This is a genomic window from Pseudescherichia vulneris (assembly GCF_902164725.1).
GTDB lineage: Bacteria > Pseudomonadota > Gammaproteobacteria > Enterobacterales > Enterobacteriaceae > Pseudescherichia > Pseudescherichia vulneris.
On sequence record NZ_LR607338.1, the window covers coordinates 4,192,808 to 4,207,627 of the forward strand.

Genomic DNA, 14,820 nt, shown 5'->3' on the forward strand with positions numbered 1-14,820 from the left:
TCTCATTTGTCAGCCAGCGGTCGCATCATTGCGTGAACTTTCTACATCTGTTAATGACAGACATTCATGAAGGTGATAAATTGTGCGCCTCGGAAAATACATAACAATTTCTTAATCTTTTCGCGAAACTTTATTCACGCGTTATTTCTCATGTTGCCAACCATAACTTTTTATATATTGCAGATTAATAACGACATTACACATGACAGCACAATCCTGGCATAACCTCTGTAACAAGAAATATCAATTATCGCTGCGGTTATTCTTGTTTCTCAATGCCGTTTCGGCCCTCTTTTCATACCTGCTGCCGCTGAGCAGCACCAAGGGCGTGACGCTGCCGCTCGGGCTGCTCTTCACCGCCAGCGTTGCGCTGTTGCTGTGGCACAGATGGCAAGCAGAGAAGAAAATAAATATTCCGCTCATTTCACTCTTATTTGGCTGCCTGTGGGCGTGGCATGTTAGCGTAAAATATTCAGTTATTGGTCACTCGGATCCGGCTTATCTTTTAATTGCGTTATTAAGCGTATTATTCATTGGAACTATCGCTTTCTCTAACAATATCAGCGCGTTTATCTTACATTCTCTGCCGGTCAGCGTAGCCTGCCTCTGGCTCAGCGACGGTAACGCCTGGCTAAGGGTGCTCTACTGCTTCGCCCTGCCGGTAGTCGGCATCGCCATCCAGCATGTTATTCAGCGACGTAATGAAAGCTTTGCTCAGGATCTGATGTATCGGCTGTTGGAAGAGCGCAAGACCCTAAAAGATCTCAGCATGCTCGATCCGCTGACCGGCCTCTATAACCGCCGCGGCCTGCAAAATAAGCTTGATAACCTGCTAGCGCACGATGACGGCAGACAGTTCGTGCTGCTGTTGGATATTGACCACTTTAAGGCCTACAACGATCACTACGGCCATATGATGGGCGACCAGGCGCTGATCCGCGTTTCTGCCGCCATCCGTGACGCCGTGCGCTCCAGGGATATCGTGGCCCGCTTCGGCGGCGAGGAGTTTATGATCCTGCTGAGCAACGTCGATCTGGAGCACGCCCGAACCACTGCCGAGCGCATCCGCCAGCAGGTTTTCGATCTCAAGATCCCGCATATGTTTAATGAGAGCGTGGCAACCAACGTCACGGTGAGCATCGGTATCGCCCCGCTGCTCGACGAAGATATTGAGGATGCGCTGGGCAAAGCGGATAAGGCGCTGTACGAAGCCAAGCATTTAGGCCGCAACTCTATTCTGGTCAGCGGCGAGCTACAGATGGCGTAAACGCAAACAGACGGGCATGTAGCGACAAAAATGTTGCGCTTATGCCTGCCTGTGGTTAGGATTGGCAATCATTATCATTTAGATTCCGGTCTAACCTCCTATGGCGCAACGTTCCGAACTGCTGGCAAACGATCTGATTTGGCGAACCCCGCTGTACAGCGCTGCGCCAACGCTTGCCAGTGCTTTACGCGAAACCCTGTCCAGCCAGCGTCCGCACATGCTGGAGGTTATCCGTCTCGATGAGCCGCCGCCGCACCAGGCGATGACCCTGGCACAGTGGCAGCGCCCCGCCGCGCTGCGCACGCTGCTGGCTGACTACTCCGATCATATCTACCGTAACCAGCCGCATCTGCCTCGCGAAGGGAAACCGCTTCTCTCGCTGTGGGCGCAGTGGTATCTGGGCCTGCTAGTTCCGCCGCTGATGCTGGCCCTGCTGGCGCATGACACCGCGCTGGATGTCTCCCCGGAACATTTTCACGTTGAATTCCATGAAACGGGCCGCGCGGCCTGCTTCTGGGCCGACGTGCATGCCGATCGCTATACCACGCTGTTAGACGATCGCGGCCGCATCGAGAAGCTCATCGTCTCGGCAATGCTGCCGGTCGTTCAGGCGCTGGAAGCGACTGGCGAGATTAACGGCAAGCTTATCTGGAGCAATACGGGTTATCTCATCCACTGGTATCTGAATGAGATGAAGCCGCTGCTCGGCGATGCCAGAGTGAGCGCCCTGCGTCAGCTCTGCTTTTTCGACAAAACGCTGGCGAACGGCATGGATAACCCACTCTGGCGCACCGTGGTTCTGCGTGAAGGCGTGCTGACGCGTCGTACCTGCTGTCAGCGCTACCGCCTGCCGGATGTCCAACAGTGCGGCGACTGTACGCTTAAATAACCCCTACGCGACCTGCTGACTTTCACCCTCTGTGCGCTGTGACTCCTGCGCCTCCTGCTCCAGAAGCTGCTTCTCGTACACCTTGAAGAACGGGAAGTAGATCACGGCGGAGACCACGGCCAGCAGAACGACAAGGATGGCCGCCCGGTAGTCCCAGCCCAGCGCCCAGGCCGCGCCAATCGGTGCCGGTGCAGTCCAGGGAACCACGGCAATCACCCGACCAATCAGATCCATTTTCATTGCGCCCCAGGCAATCACCGAGTTAACCAGCGGTGCGAGCAGGAACGGGATAAAAAAGACCGGGTTCATGACGATAGGCGTGCCGAAGATAACCGGTTCGTTGATGTTAAAGAAGCTGGGGACAATACTGAGCCGCCCGATCGAGCGCAGGTGCACGGAGCGGCTACGCAGATAGCAGATCACCAGCCCCATTGTCGCCCCGGAGCCCCCCACTACAATAAAGAACGTCCAGAACGCTTCCATAAAGATGTGCGGCAGCGGCGCGCCCTGGGCCAGTGCGGTCTGGTTCATCCCCAGGTTAGTTAACCAGAACATCTGCAACATGCCGGAGACGATAGCCGCCCCGTGAATGCCCGCGAACCACAGCAGGTGACCAATCAGCACCGCCAGCAGGATAGCAGGCAGCGAGTCCGCGGCGGCCACCAGCGGCTTGAACAGCGCCATAATCGCCTGTGGGATCAGCACCGAGAACTCTGACTGAATAAACAGGCTCAGCGGGTAGAGTGTCAGCACCACGACCAATACCGGGATCAGCAGATCGAACGAGTTTTTGATCATCGGCGGAACCTGGTCTGGCAGGCGGATCCCGATGTTATGCGCTTTTAAAAAGCGCATCAGCTCCACGCAGTAGATGGCGACCAGGATAGCGGTAAAGATCCCGGTGCCACCGAGGCTATGCACCGGCAAGGCGCTATCGGTTTTTGGCGCGGCCACCAGCAGAAAGGCCATCAGCGAGAGCATGGCGCACATGAAGGGGTCGAGCTGGTGCGACTTCATGTAGTGCTTGCCGAGGTTATAGGCGATGGCGGCACAGATGTAGATCGACATGATCCCCATGGTCATATCGAACGGGGTGAGGATCCGCCCCTCATACTGCTTGGCCAGATCGAGCCAGCCGCGCGCGAAGCCCCAGGTGGTATCCGGTGAAAATGGGGGATAGGCAAAAATAAGCAGGAAGGAGCCGACAATCATAAAGGGCATTGCCGAGATAAAACCATCACGAATGGCCATCACATGACGCTGAGCAGAGATGCGTCCGGCGATGGGGCTGACATAATTTTCAACAAAACGGAAGATCAGGTTAAACGCAGCGTGGTTGGCAGACATTTGGCTCTCCGGTCAGGCGAAAAATGGAATGGCAAAATGAGTATTAGCCTCCGATCTACACTGTGCAACCGGTTACTGTAACCGGTTTCCGTGATTGTGAAGAGGATCGATAATCGGCCTGGCACCCTGTGTATAACCAGGATTTACCTCACAGTTAGGCCGATATCCGTCGTCGGGGTGAAGTAGGCTTATTCAACGTTTTTTGCATCTGTATAAGAATGTCCGCAGCGTAGAGCAGTTCTGCATCGTTACGTACGCCCAATTTCGTCATAAGACTAAGCTTATAGGCACGAATGACCTTGATATTGCGCTTGAAGTAGCAGGCAATATCCACAATCGAGTACCCCTTTGTGGTACAAAAAATAATGTCACGCTCGGTCTGGCTCAGCATCCCCTCATCGCTGAAATACCAGACATTGAGCACGTTATCGTTTCGCTGCCGGTTCTCGTTGAGCCACTTCCACAGCTGCTGACGCATCACCTCTAGCGGCGCTGTTTTACTGAGAATGCCGTGCAGTGACGTAGGTGAAAAACGGCTTACCAGCCGCTCTTCCATCTCATTCCCGGCCAGCACAATACGCTGCCTGTCGGGGTAGTTTTTTTCCATATGGTTTAGCGCCCTGAGACACTCTAGCCTTTCCGTTCTGATACCCGATAGCGAGTAAATAAGTGAAAAGAAAGGTGTCCACACTATGGCTCTGAGGAACGTTGCGTAATCCTTAAAAAAGTGAAACTGGAAATGTGCCGTCGCTGCCTGGGGAAATAGCTGACTTAGTCCAGTTTCGCTTATGGCACATCGCTCAATAATGGCAACGTGTTTGCTTTTTCCGTTTGTTTCCATTGCCCATCATCTCCGTAGGTTATATTTAAATTCAATATACTTGCACCCTGACTGCTATTAATCCACGCAAATAGCTCGGCATTACTGCGTAAACAGAGACGGCGCATGGCGCTATTTTTTTGTGCACTCACCGTTTTATTACTCTTTTTCAGCATGGCGGCAATTTGATTAATACCCCATCCTTTACCAAGAAGTCGTAATACCTGTCGTTCTGAATAGGTTAGAGAGACGGGAGGTATGTTTTCATCATTGATGTCGCCATCATGGGGGGATAACAGTACCTCGCTGATTTCGCCTGCGCGCCGACTGCCGCTACGGATGGCATTAATTATACCGTCGAGAGGTTCCATGCTGGAAAGGAGCGTACTCTCCGAACGTAATAGCTGCTCTACCGCCATGGGATAGACCTGCAGTGGAACCATAAAAATCCAATGATTTTCAGTAATATGCATCATCATTGCGGCGTACTCCCTGCAGGCGCTGCGCGCCTTGTGCAGATCGTTGGTGAGATCGACAAATACAACGCTTGCGCGCTGTAACAGAGAGAACGTGACCTCCTGCCGGGTAGAGCAGCAGACAACTTCATACTCATGAAAAGCATCGTCCATAATAGCAACAAAACCGCGCTGTATTAGCGGCGCTTTGCTTATTATCACTGCACACCTATATTTTTCTGGTAACATATCATCTCCGCTTTCATTCAAAAAATCAGGGCTTATTTATTCGCTCATTGAAATAATCCCCATGAATAAAAAATGATCGAATAAATTTTCTGTACAGATTTGGCACTGTAGACAAAGCACAGGATTAAGATTACGTGTAACCGTTTTATCGTGTCGACTGACGTCAGCCATCAGAGAGAGCATTTTTATCCCTACCCTAATATTGCACATCTTTACTGAAAAAAATAATGGCTGACACGTTAAAAAAGTAAAATATAGAGTAAGCAAATTTAAATACATAGATAACGTGAATGTTAAATTCGATTTCTCCTTGCCAATAGCGCGCCGTAACCGGATCAAATCGCAAGCATCACGATAAATTGATTAATTAGCTAAATATTGATCTATCACAGCGCCGTTCGGGTAGCACGTTGTGTTAAAAATAAGTTTTCTACTTCACCATATTGGTATTTCGCTACGCTACCAGGGCATCTTATGCAAGCAGATCGGGATCAACAGCGGGCCGTAACACGACTGTGCATTCAGTGCGGCCTTCTTCTACTACAGCACGGCGCAGAGAGCGCCCTGGTAGAGGAGCTCTCTACCCGTCTCGGCCTCGCGCTGGGAATGGATGGCGTGGAGAGCGCCATCGCCGCGAACGCCATTGTGCTCACCACCCTTCAGAACGGCCAATGTCTGACCTCGACGCGTAAAAACAGCGATCGAGGCATCAACATGCATGTGGTCACTGAGGTGCAGCACATCGTCATTATGACCGAGCATAAGCTGCTGGATGCGAGAGGCGTCGAACGACGCTTCAACCAGATTAAGCCGCTGCGCTACTCGCGCTGGCTGGTTACGCTGGTGGTTGGCCTCTCCTGCGCCTGCTTCTGCAAATTGAATAACGGCGGTTGGGATGGCGCAGCCATCACCTTCTGTGCCAGCAGCGTCGCCATGTACGTGCGCCTGACGCTAGCCCAGCGGCATCTGCATCCGCAGATCAACTTCTGCCTGACGGCCTTTGTGGCTACCACTATCTCGGGGCTGCTGCTTACCCTGCCCGCCTTCGCCCACACATCAACGGTCGCGATGGCAGCCAGCGTCCTGCTGCTGGTTCCCGGCTTTCCGCTGATTAACGCCGTTGCCGACATGTTTAAAGGCCATATCAATACCGGACTGGCACGCTGGGCCATGGCCAGCCTGTTGACGCTGGCGACCTGTATCGGGGTGGTGATGGCCATGACGTTATGGGGGCTGCGCGGATGGGTGTAACTGATTTTCTGCTGGCGCTGGCGCAGGACATGATCCTCTCCGCTATTCCTGCCGTTGGCTTTGCTATGGTGTTCAACGTGCCGCAGCGTGCCCTGCCCTGGTGTGCGCTGTTGGGTGCCATTGGCCACGGCGCGCGAATGGTGATGATGACCAGCGGCATCAACATTGAATGGTCCACCTTTGTTGCTGCCATGCTGGTTGGCTGCATCGGCATCCACTGGTCACGCTGGTATCTTGCCCATCCCAAGGTCTTTACCGTTGCGGCGGTGATCCCAATGTTTCCGGGCATCTCGGCCTACACGGCGATGATCTCCGCAGTGAAGATAGGCCATGTGGGCTACAGCGAAGCGCTGATGATCCTGCTGCTGACCAACTTTCTCAAGGCTACCTCCATCGTGGCAGCGCTCTCTGTTGGTCTGTCAGTACCTGGATTGTGGCTCTACCGGAAGCGCCCCCGCGTTTGAGGTTTGTGTTCTGCCTGCGCCGTGGTAATAATCCCTGTTCCTGTTGCGGCCAAAAAGAGGCGGATGTGAAGCACGACGGCGTTTATTTACCGGAGAAACTGGACGAGTCTAGCCTGAAGGACAAAATCTTCACCAGTGCCATTGAGCTCTTTGCCGAATATGGTCTGAACGGTGCCCGCATGGAGCAGATCGCCGAGAAGGCGGGCACCACCAAACGGATGGTGGTTTACCATTTTAAGACCAAAGAGACCCTCTATTTGCAGGTGCTTGAGTATGTTTATACGCAGATCCGCGCCAGCGAAACGCGGCTTAACCTGACGCGCCTGCCGCCGGTGGAGGCGATGGTTGAGCTTGTAGAAAGCACCTTTGATTATCATGCTACGCATCCCGATTTTATTCGCATTATCTGTATGGAGAACATGCAGCGCGGACGCTATATGCAGCAGTCAGAGTATCTGCGCAAGGTAAACCGCAGTGCGCTGATCCTGCTGGAGGATATTTTACAGCGCGGCCAGCAAAAGCAGCTTTTCAGCCGCAGCGTGAATGCCCGCGACGTGCATCGTCTGATGAGCAGCTTCAGCTTTCACTACGTGGCGAACAGCTACACCTTTACGCTGCTGTTTGAAGAGGGTGCAGACAGTCAGGCGCAGCAGGCGCACTACCGCGCAATGGCAGTGCAGGTAGTGCTGCGCTATGTCTGTCCGTGATGGGTATGCCTTGTCACAAAAATATAACTTGCAATTAAATCGTGCGCTATCTATATTGTTTGCATGAAGACGAAATCGACGGCTCCGGCAGATGCGCCGCTGGCCCTGAATAACCAGCTCTGCTTTGCGCTCTACTCCGCAAACCTGGCGCTGAATAAACTCTATCGGCAGCTGCTAGCGCCGTTAGGCCTCACCTACCCGCAGTATTTGGTCATGCTGGTACTGTGGGAGCGGGACGACATTACCGTGTCAGAGATTGGCGAGCAGCTGTTTCTCGACTCTGCCACCCTGACGCCGCTGCTAAAACGCCTGGAGGGCGCCGGGCTGATTGTTCGCCAGCGCTCACGTCAGGATGAACGTCAGGTCGCCGTCACGCTGACCGAATCGGGACGGGCGCTGCATGAGAAGGCGCTTGCTATTCCAGAGTCGGTACGCTGCGCCGCCGCCTGCGATACAGATTCACTGGCCGCCCTTCAGCACGAGCTGGAGACGCTGCGCCATCAGCTTCACAAGGCATAGATTTAACAACATATAGCGCCGTCGTTGACGGCCTTATACGTAACATATAAATAGCGCGCTATTTTATAGCACATATAGCGATAACAGTGAAAATAAGGAACCTGCCATGTCTTTAGAAAAAGTAGTTTACACCGCAAAAGCCAAAGCAACCGGTGGCCGTGACGGCCGTGCGACCTCCTCTGACGGCGTACTGGACGTGCAGCTGGGCGTACCGAAAGAGATGGGCGGCATGGGCGGCAACGTCACTAACCCAGAGCAGCTGTTTGCTGCGGGCTACTCCGCCTGCTTCCTCGGCGCGATGAAGTTTGTTGCGGGTCGCGACAAAATCGCCATGCCGAAAGAGGCCTTTGTTGAAGGCGAAGTGGGTATCGGGCCGCTGCCAACCGGTTTTGGCATCGAAGCGAAGCTGAATATTCACCTGCCGGGTATGGATGCGGCCGACGCGCAGAAGCTGGTCGACGCAGCGCATATCGTCTGCCCTTACTCCAACGCCACCCGCAACAACATCGATGTCACGCTGAACATTATCGCCTAATACGTTCGCGAGGCCGGGCGGCGCGACGCTTGCCTGGCCTATAAAAGCGCCCCCTCTCTGTGCTACTATGAGCACATATCACCCGCGGATCTTTCCGCTCTGTTTTTAGCTTGAGATAGCGCTATGTCTTCCAGAATCCTCTCCACCAATGTCATCGGTATCGACGCGTTTATGCACGATCACGCCCGCGTCCTGAGCCAGTCCCGTGACGGGACGGTGGCCGTTTTTGCTGATAACGCCCCGGCGTTTTATGCCCTGACGCCTGCGCGCCTGGCGCAGCTGCTGGAACTGGAAGCCCGATTGCAGCGCCCGGCCAGCGATATCGCGCTCGATCAGCAGTTTTTTAGCGAGCCGACCGACGCGCCCCCCAGCGTGCCGATGGGAAAATTCGCCATGTACGCAGGCTGGCAGCCAGATCCCGATTTTCAGCGCCTCGCCGCGCTGTGGGGCATTGCCCTGAACCAGCCCGTGACCCACGAAGAGCTGGCCTCGTTTGTCACCTACTGGCAGGCCGAGGGCAAGGTGTTTCACCATATGCAGTGGCAGCAGAAGCTGGCCCGCAGCGTGCAGATTGGCCGCGGTAGCCTGACCGGCACCGTTAAGCGCGATATCAATGCGGTTTCCGAGCCGGATAACCAGGTTCCCCCAGGTTTCAGAGGTTAATCATGAAAGACGTCGGCGAAATGATGAAGCGTTTGCAAAAGATGATGCCTGCCCACGTAAAACCGGCGTTTACCACCGGTGAAGAGCTGCTGGCCTGGCAAAAAGAGCAGGGCGAGATCCGCTCGGCGGCGCTCGCCCGGGAAAATCGGGCGATGAAGATGCAGCGTACCTTCAACCGCTCCGGTATCCGTCCTCTGCATCAGAACTGCTCTTTTGATAACTATAAGGTTGAAAACGAGGGGCAGATGAACGCCCTGAGCAAGGCCCGCCAGTATGTCGAGGAGTTCGACGGCAACATTGCCAGCTTTGTCTTCTCCGGCAAGCCCGGCACCGGTAAAAACCATCTTGCGGCAGCGATCTGCAACGAACTGCTGCTGCGTGGTAAGTCGGTGCTGATCATTACCGTGGCCGACATCATGTCTGCGATGAAAGAGACCTTCAGCAACCGGGAAACCAGCGAAGAGCAGCTTATCAACGATCTCAGCATGGTCGATCTGCTGGTGATCGACGAGATCGGCGTTCAGTCAGAGTCACGCTACGAGAAGGTGATCATCAACCAGATTGTCGATCGTCGCTCCTCCTCCAAGCGGCCGACCGGCATGCTGACCAACAACAACGTGGCGGACATGACCCGGCTGCTTGGGGAACGGGTGATGGATCGCATGCGCCTCGGCAACAGCCTGTGGGTTAACTTTAACTGGGATAGCTACCGCAGCCGCGTTACCGGCAAAGAGTATTAAGAGCTTTCCTGGCGCGGCCTGGCGGGTGTCCCGGTATATACTGCCCGGGTCCATCCTAACGGGTTATGCCACATGAAATCAGCCAAACGTTTACTGTGCAGCGTCGCGATCGCCAGCGCCCTGCTCTCTTCCCTCTCTCACGCTGCCACCTGGCAGGAGCAGCTGAACAGCGCGGCTAGCCAGCTGAGCCAGAACTCAGGGTCAACCACGTCAACGCAGCAGAGCGGGACCTCGCTCTCCGCCCTTGGCGGCCTGCTGAACAGCGGTAACCAGGCGCTGAGCGCTGACACCATGAATAACGCCGCGGGTATCATGGGATACTGCGCTAAAAACAAGCTGGCCTCGGTGACCAGCGCAGAGAATATCAAAAGCCAGGTGCTGGAGAAGCTGGGCCTGAGTGCGCCGAAGCAGAAGGAAGATACCAACTTCCTTGAAGGCCTGCAGGGGATGCTGAACACCAAAGACGGCGAGCAGCTGAATCTGAATAATATCGGCAGCACGCCGCTGGCAGAGAAGGTGAAAACCAAGGCCTGCGACCTGGTGCTGAAGCAGGGCATGAACTTCCTCTCCTGATTACCACGCCTTAACGCGTCTGCCCATCTTGCAAGGCAGGCGCGCCTCCCTTACGAAATGAGACATCGCTCATAAAACCCCTCTCTCTAAACCTTTTCTTAATAGAATGTAGCCAGTGTGACGCTAGAATTGCAGCTATGTGAATTCGCCATTAAAGTGTTTTTCCTGCAACATTTCGGCTGCTGCTATTGAGGATCGACCGTTGTCTGAATTTCTCTCTCTTGTGCTGTTTATTGCCTCGATAGCTATCTACTCTCTGAAGGCAGGGCGCAATACCTGGTGGTTTACCGCGATCCTTGCCGTACTGGGCTGCTTTGTGGTGCTTAATATAGCCCTCTACGCCAGCGACTACTTCACCGGCGACGGCATTAACGACGCGGTGCTTTACACCATCACCAACAGCCTGACCGGCGCGGGCGTGAGCAAGTATATTCTGCCGGGCGCAGCACTGGTCATCGGCCTGCTGGCGCTCTTTTTTGCCCTCGGCTGGATCCTGCGCCGTCGCCGCCATCACCCGCTGCACGTTGGCTATAGCCTGCTGGCGCTGCTGCTGGCCCTGGGTTCAGTCGATGCCAGCCCGGCTTTTCGACAGATCACCGAGCTGGTCAAGTCCCAGTCCCGGGCGGGCGATCCCGACTTCGCGGTCTGGTATAAAGAGCCAGCAAAAAGCATTCCGCAGCCGGCTCTTAACCTGGTCTATATCTATGGTGAGAGCCTGGAGCGCACCTACTTTGATAGCGCGGCCTTTCCTGGCCTGACGCCAGAGCTGGGCGCACTAAAAGATGAGGGGCTGGATTTCACCCATACCGCGCAGCTGCCGGGCACCGACTATACCATTGCCGGGATGGTCGCCTCCCAGTGCGGCATTCCGCTGTTTGCGCCCTTCGAGGGTAACGCCTCGGCCTCGATGTCGAGCTTCTTCCCGCATAATCTCTGTCTCGGCGATATCCTGAAGAACTCAGGCTACGAGAACCACTTCGTGCAGGGGGCCAACCTGCGCTTTGCCGGGAAAGATGTGTTTTTAAAATCCCACGGCTTTGACCATCTTATTGGTGCGGAAGAGCTGAAAGGCCGTGTGGCCGATCCCACCTACCGCAACGACTGGGGCTTCTACGATGACACCGTACTGGACGAGGTGTGGCAGCAGTATCAGCAGCTCTCCCAGAGCGGCAAACGCTTCTCGCTGTTTGCCCTGACCGTTGATACCCATCACCCGGACGGCTTTGTCTCCCGCAGCTGCGAGCGTAAAAGCTACGCCATCGACGGCAAAGCAAACCAGTCCTTTAGTGCGGTCACCTGCAGCCAGCAGCATATCGCCGCGCTGATCAACAAGATCAAAGCCTCGCCATGGTTTAAGGATACGGTGATTGTGGTCTCCTCCGATCATCTGGCGATGAACAACACCGCGTGGAAGTACCTGAGCAAGCAGGATCGTAACAACCTCTTCTTTGTGCTGCGCGGTGACCAGCCGACCCAGAACGTTATCGGCCTGAAGCGTAACACCATGGATAACGGTGCCACCGTGCTGGATATCCTCGGCGGCGATAACTTCCTTGGTCTGGGACGCAGCAGCCTCTCGGGCCAGTCGCTCTCCCAGTCGTTCCTGAACATGAAAGAGAAGGTGCTGGCGTGGAAGCCGGATATCATCCGCCTGTGGAACTTCCCGAAAGAGATGAAGGAGTTCACCGTCGAGCGCGACAAGGAGATGATTGCGTTTTCCGGCAGCCGTTTCCGCCTGCCGCTGCTGATCCGCGTTTCGGACCAGCGCGTAGAGCCGCTGCCGGAGAGCGAGTACTCTGCGCCGCTGCGCTTCCAGCTCGCCGACTTCGCGCCACGGGATAACTTTGTCTGGGTCGATCGCTGCTACAAGATGGCGCAGATGTGGGCCCAGCAACTGGCCCTCTCCACCGACTGGTGCGTCTCACAGGGTCAGCTGGGCGGTCAGCAAAGGGTACAGCACGTCGACAGCGCCCAGTGGCAAGGCAAAACCGCGTTTAAGGATACGGTCATTGACACCGCCCGCTATCAGCGCAACGTGGATATGCTCAAGGTGGTAGATAATGACGTTCGCTATAAGGCAGACAGCTTTATCTTCAACGTGGCGGGCGCGCCGGAAGAGGTGAAGCAGTTTAGCGGCATATCTCGCCCGGAGAGCTGGGGGCGCTGGTCCAACGCGCAGCTGGGTGAGGAGGTGAAGATTGAGTACAACGCGCCGCTGCCGGAGAATTTCGATCTGGTTATCACGGCTAAAGCCTATGGCCCGAACGCCAACAAACCGATCCCGGTGCGGATAGGTGATAGTGAGCAGACACTAACTTTAGGCAATGAGGTCTCTACCACTACGCTGCGATTCCATAACCCGTCGCATAGCAATACGTTGACAATTGTGCCGCCGGATCCGCAGTCCACCAACGAAGGGAATATTCTCGGCCACTCGCCGCGCAGATTAGGGATTGGGATGGTGGAGATTAAGGTAGTAAAAACCGAGGGCTAGCTGCCCCCGGTTGGGTAGGATCGTAACGTAGGCCGGGTAAGCGCAGCGCCACCCGGCGTTATGACAACTTAGAAGGTTTCCCAGTTATCGCCCGCGTCGGCAACCGCCGGTTTGCGGGTCGCCAGCGGCGCTGAGGCTTTGGCGATAATCGCCTGGTCACGGGCTTCTTTACGCTGATCCTGCATAATGCGGAACACCGCTACGGCCTGAGTCAGACGGCTCGCCTGCTCTTCCAGCGCTGCTGCGGCTGCAGCAGACTCCTGTACCAGCGAGGCGTTCTGCTGGGTGACACGATCCATCTCGGCAACCGCCAGCCCCACCTGGTCGATACCGCGGCTCTGCTCGTCGGACGCAGAGGCGATTTCGCCCATGATGTCCGTTACGCGGGTCACCGCATTGACGATCTCGTCCATGGTCTCACCGGCGCTCTCAACCAGGGTTGAGCCCAGCTCTACGCGGCCTACGGAGTCTTCGATCAGGCTCTTAATTTCGCGAGCGGCCTGGGCGCTGCGCTGGGCCAGGTTACGTACTTCCCCTGCCACCACCGCAAAACCACGACCCTGTTCACCGGCACGTGCCGCTTCTACCGCTGCGTTCAGCGCCAGGATGTTGGTCTGGAAAGCGATACCGTCGATCACGCTGATGATGTCAGCGATCTTCTGCGAGCTGCCAGCGATGTCGCGCATGGTCTGCACCACGTTATCCACCACTTTACCGCCCTTCTGTGCGGTCTCAGAGGCGCTAAGTGCCAGATGGCTTGCCTGACGGGCGTTTTCGGCGTTCTGCTTCACGGTCGCGGTCAGCTCTTCCATGCTGGCAGCGGTCTCTTCCAGAGAGGCAGCCTGCTGCTCGGTACGGGAGGAGAGATCGTTGTTGCCCATCGCGATTTCGCTTGCGCCGCTGTAGATCTCGTTCGCACCGGTACGCACTGTACCTACGGTACGCATCAGCTCACCCTGCATGTGACGCAGGCTTTCTGCCAGCTGGCCCATCTCGTTAGCACCGTGCACATCGATCTTCTGCACCAGATCGCCGCCGGCGATATGGCGGATGCTCTCTACCAGACGGTTGAGCGGGGAGATCAGCACGTTTTTAATACCGAACCAGACGGCAACGATCACCGCCAGTACTGCCAGCAGCACGCCGATGATGATCCAGATAGCCATGCTGTAGGAGTTGTTGTTGTCCTCGACGGCGAGGTCGTAAAGATGATCATTCTGCTTCAGGAACTCAACGTACTCTTTCTCGAATCCATCCTGGTAACCCTGGGTCGGCTGGTCAAAGAACTCATTGATTTTGCCTGCGCCCAGCAGCTGGATAAGTTCAGCCAGTGCGCCGTGATAGATATCGTACTGGCGCTTGATCTCCTGGGTTACGGCTTCGTTCTGACGCGGATCGTGCGGCAGAGCCTGATACTCGTTCCAACGCTGCTCCGCCTGTTTCAGGGAGGTGCTGGCAATCTGCATCAGCTCGGCAACGGTAGCGCCGCTGCCGATGTTGTTCTGATCCATCATGTAGCGGATCCCGGCACGGTTAAGCGTGTTACGGGTCTGCAGCAGCGCAACCCAGCTGCCGTTAAGCGTGGACTGCTGCTCACGGATGGTTTGCAGAACGGTAAAGTTATCTTTGTCGTGTTTCAGCGCGCTGAAGAACAGTCCGCCGGAGGTGATTTGTAACAGGCCAAATAGTGCAAGGACCAGAAGTAAACTGGTCACAATTTTGATACGGTTTAACATGTTTTCTCATTCCTTTAGAGGGATAACAGTTTTTCGGCCTGGAACAGGAAAACTTTACCGAATAGTTGTGTGCTGCTTTGATCGCGATGCAACCTGAACACTGCACATACG

General features: G+C 55.3%; 15 protein-coding genes. 11 read left to right on the plus strand and 4 right to left on the minus strand.

Features of this window, described 5'->3' with window-relative positions:
- Window positions 1-202: 202 nt before the first annotated feature.
- Both FN633_RS17475 and fhuF read left to right on the plus strand, forming a co-directional pair.
- Complete coding sequence (locus tag FN633_RS17475) at window positions 203-1,267, plus strand: GGDEF domain-containing protein (RefSeq protein ID WP_154058609.1); 1,065 nt, start codon at window positions 203-205, stop codon at window positions 1,265-1,267.
- A 100-nt stretch (window positions 1,268-1,367) separates the two neighbouring features.
- Window positions 1,368-2,156 (plus strand): siderophore-iron reductase FhuF, encoded by a 789-nt coding sequence (gene fhuF, locus FN633_RS17480; RefSeq protein WP_154058611.1) that lies wholly within the window; start codon window positions 1,368-1,370, stop codon window positions 2,154-2,156.
- Between the two features lie 3 nt (window positions 2,157-2,159).
- Here the strand turns inward: fhuF and FN633_RS17485 are convergent, their stop codons facing one another.
- The 3 genes from FN633_RS17485 to FN633_RS17495 all read right to left on the minus strand — a co-directional run bounded on the left by FN633_RS17485 (window position 2,160) and on the right by FN633_RS17495 (window position 5,027).
- Entirely contained in the window at window positions 2,160-3,503 is a 1,344-nt protein-coding gene (locus FN633_RS17485; protein ID WP_154058613.1) for a PTS sugar transporter subunit IIC, read from the minus strand.
- Window positions 3,504-3,657: 154 nt separating this feature from the next.
- The gene (bglJ, locus tag FN633_RS17490) at window positions 3,658-4,344 is read right to left on the minus strand and encodes a DNA-binding transcriptional activator BglJ (protein ID WP_243731515.1); all 687 of its coding nucleotides are present in this window, start codon (window positions 4,342-4,344) and stop codon (window positions 3,658-3,660) included.
- The gene (locus FN633_RS17495) at window positions 4,290-5,027 is read right to left on the minus strand and encodes a helix-turn-helix domain-containing protein (RefSeq protein ID WP_154058615.1); all 738 of its coding nucleotides are present in this window, start codon (window positions 5,025-5,027) and stop codon (window positions 4,290-4,292) included. Before FN633_RS17495 ends, bglJ begins: the two co-directional genes overlap by 55 nt.
- 474 nt (window positions 5,028-5,501) lie before the next feature.
- Here FN633_RS17495 and FN633_RS17500 point away from each other — a divergent pair, with 474 nt between their 5' ends.
- The 9 genes from FN633_RS17500 (at window position 5,502) to opgB (ending at window position 12,973) form a co-directional block, all read left to right on the plus strand.
- Window positions 5,502-6,278: a threonine/serine exporter family protein gene (locus FN633_RS17500; RefSeq protein ID WP_154058617.1), complete on the plus strand. Its 777-nt coding sequence runs from the start codon at window positions 5,502-5,504 to the stop codon at window positions 6,276-6,278.
- Complete coding sequence (locus FN633_RS17505; protein ID WP_154058619.1) at window positions 6,269-6,742, plus strand: threonine/serine exporter; 474 nt, start codon at window positions 6,269-6,271, stop codon at window positions 6,740-6,742. Before FN633_RS17500 ends, FN633_RS17505 begins: the two co-directional genes overlap by 10 nt.
- Window positions 6,743-6,807: 65 nt before the next feature.
- Window positions 6,808-7,449: a TetR/AcrR family transcriptional regulator gene (locus FN633_RS17510; protein ID WP_154058620.1), complete on the plus strand. Its 642-nt coding sequence runs from the start codon at window positions 6,808-6,810 to the stop codon at window positions 7,447-7,449.
- Window positions 7,450-7,512: 63 nt separating this feature from the next.
- Window positions 7,513-7,968, plus strand: coding sequence for a MarR family winged helix-turn-helix transcriptional regulator (locus FN633_RS17515; protein WP_154058622.1), 456 nt, complete (start codon window positions 7,513-7,515; stop codon window positions 7,966-7,968).
- Between the two features lie 106 nt (window positions 7,969-8,074).
- Window positions 8,075-8,503 carry an organic hydroperoxide resistance protein gene (locus FN633_RS17520; RefSeq protein ID WP_154058624.1) on the plus strand — a complete coding sequence of 143 codons (429 nt, stop codon included), beginning with the start codon at window positions 8,075-8,077 and terminating at the stop codon, window positions 8,501-8,503.
- A gap of 123 nt (window positions 8,504-8,626) precedes the next feature.
- Window positions 8,627-9,166, plus strand: coding sequence for a primosomal protein DnaT (gene dnaT, locus FN633_RS17525; RefSeq protein ID WP_154058626.1), 540 nt, complete (start codon window positions 8,627-8,629; stop codon window positions 9,164-9,166).
- A 2-nt stretch (window positions 9,167-9,168) separates the two neighbouring features.
- Window positions 9,169-9,906, plus strand: coding sequence for a replicative helicase loader DnaC (dnaC, locus tag FN633_RS17530; RefSeq protein WP_154058628.1), 738 nt, complete (start codon window positions 9,169-9,171; stop codon window positions 9,904-9,906).
- A gap of 72 nt (window positions 9,907-9,978) precedes the next feature.
- Window positions 9,979-10,479 carry a YjjA family protein gene (locus FN633_RS17535; RefSeq protein WP_154058630.1) on the plus strand — a complete coding sequence of 167 codons (501 nt, stop codon included), beginning with the start codon at window positions 9,979-9,981 and terminating at the stop codon, window positions 10,477-10,479.
- A 202-nt stretch (window positions 10,480-10,681) separates the two neighbouring features.
- Window positions 10,682-12,973, plus strand: coding sequence for a phosphatidylglycerol--membrane-oligosaccharide glycerophosphotransferase (opgB, locus tag FN633_RS17540; RefSeq protein WP_154058632.1), 2,292 nt, complete (start codon window positions 10,682-10,684; stop codon window positions 12,971-12,973).
- A gap of 68 nt (window positions 12,974-13,041) precedes the next feature.
- Here the strand turns inward: opgB and tsr are convergent, their stop codons facing one another.
- A complete protein-coding gene (gene tsr, locus FN633_RS17545) occupies window positions 13,042-14,709 on the minus strand; it encodes a methyl-accepting chemotaxis protein (RefSeq protein WP_154058634.1) in 1,668 nt (555 codons plus the stop codon).
- Between the last annotated feature and the right edge of the window lie 111 nt (window positions 14,710-14,820).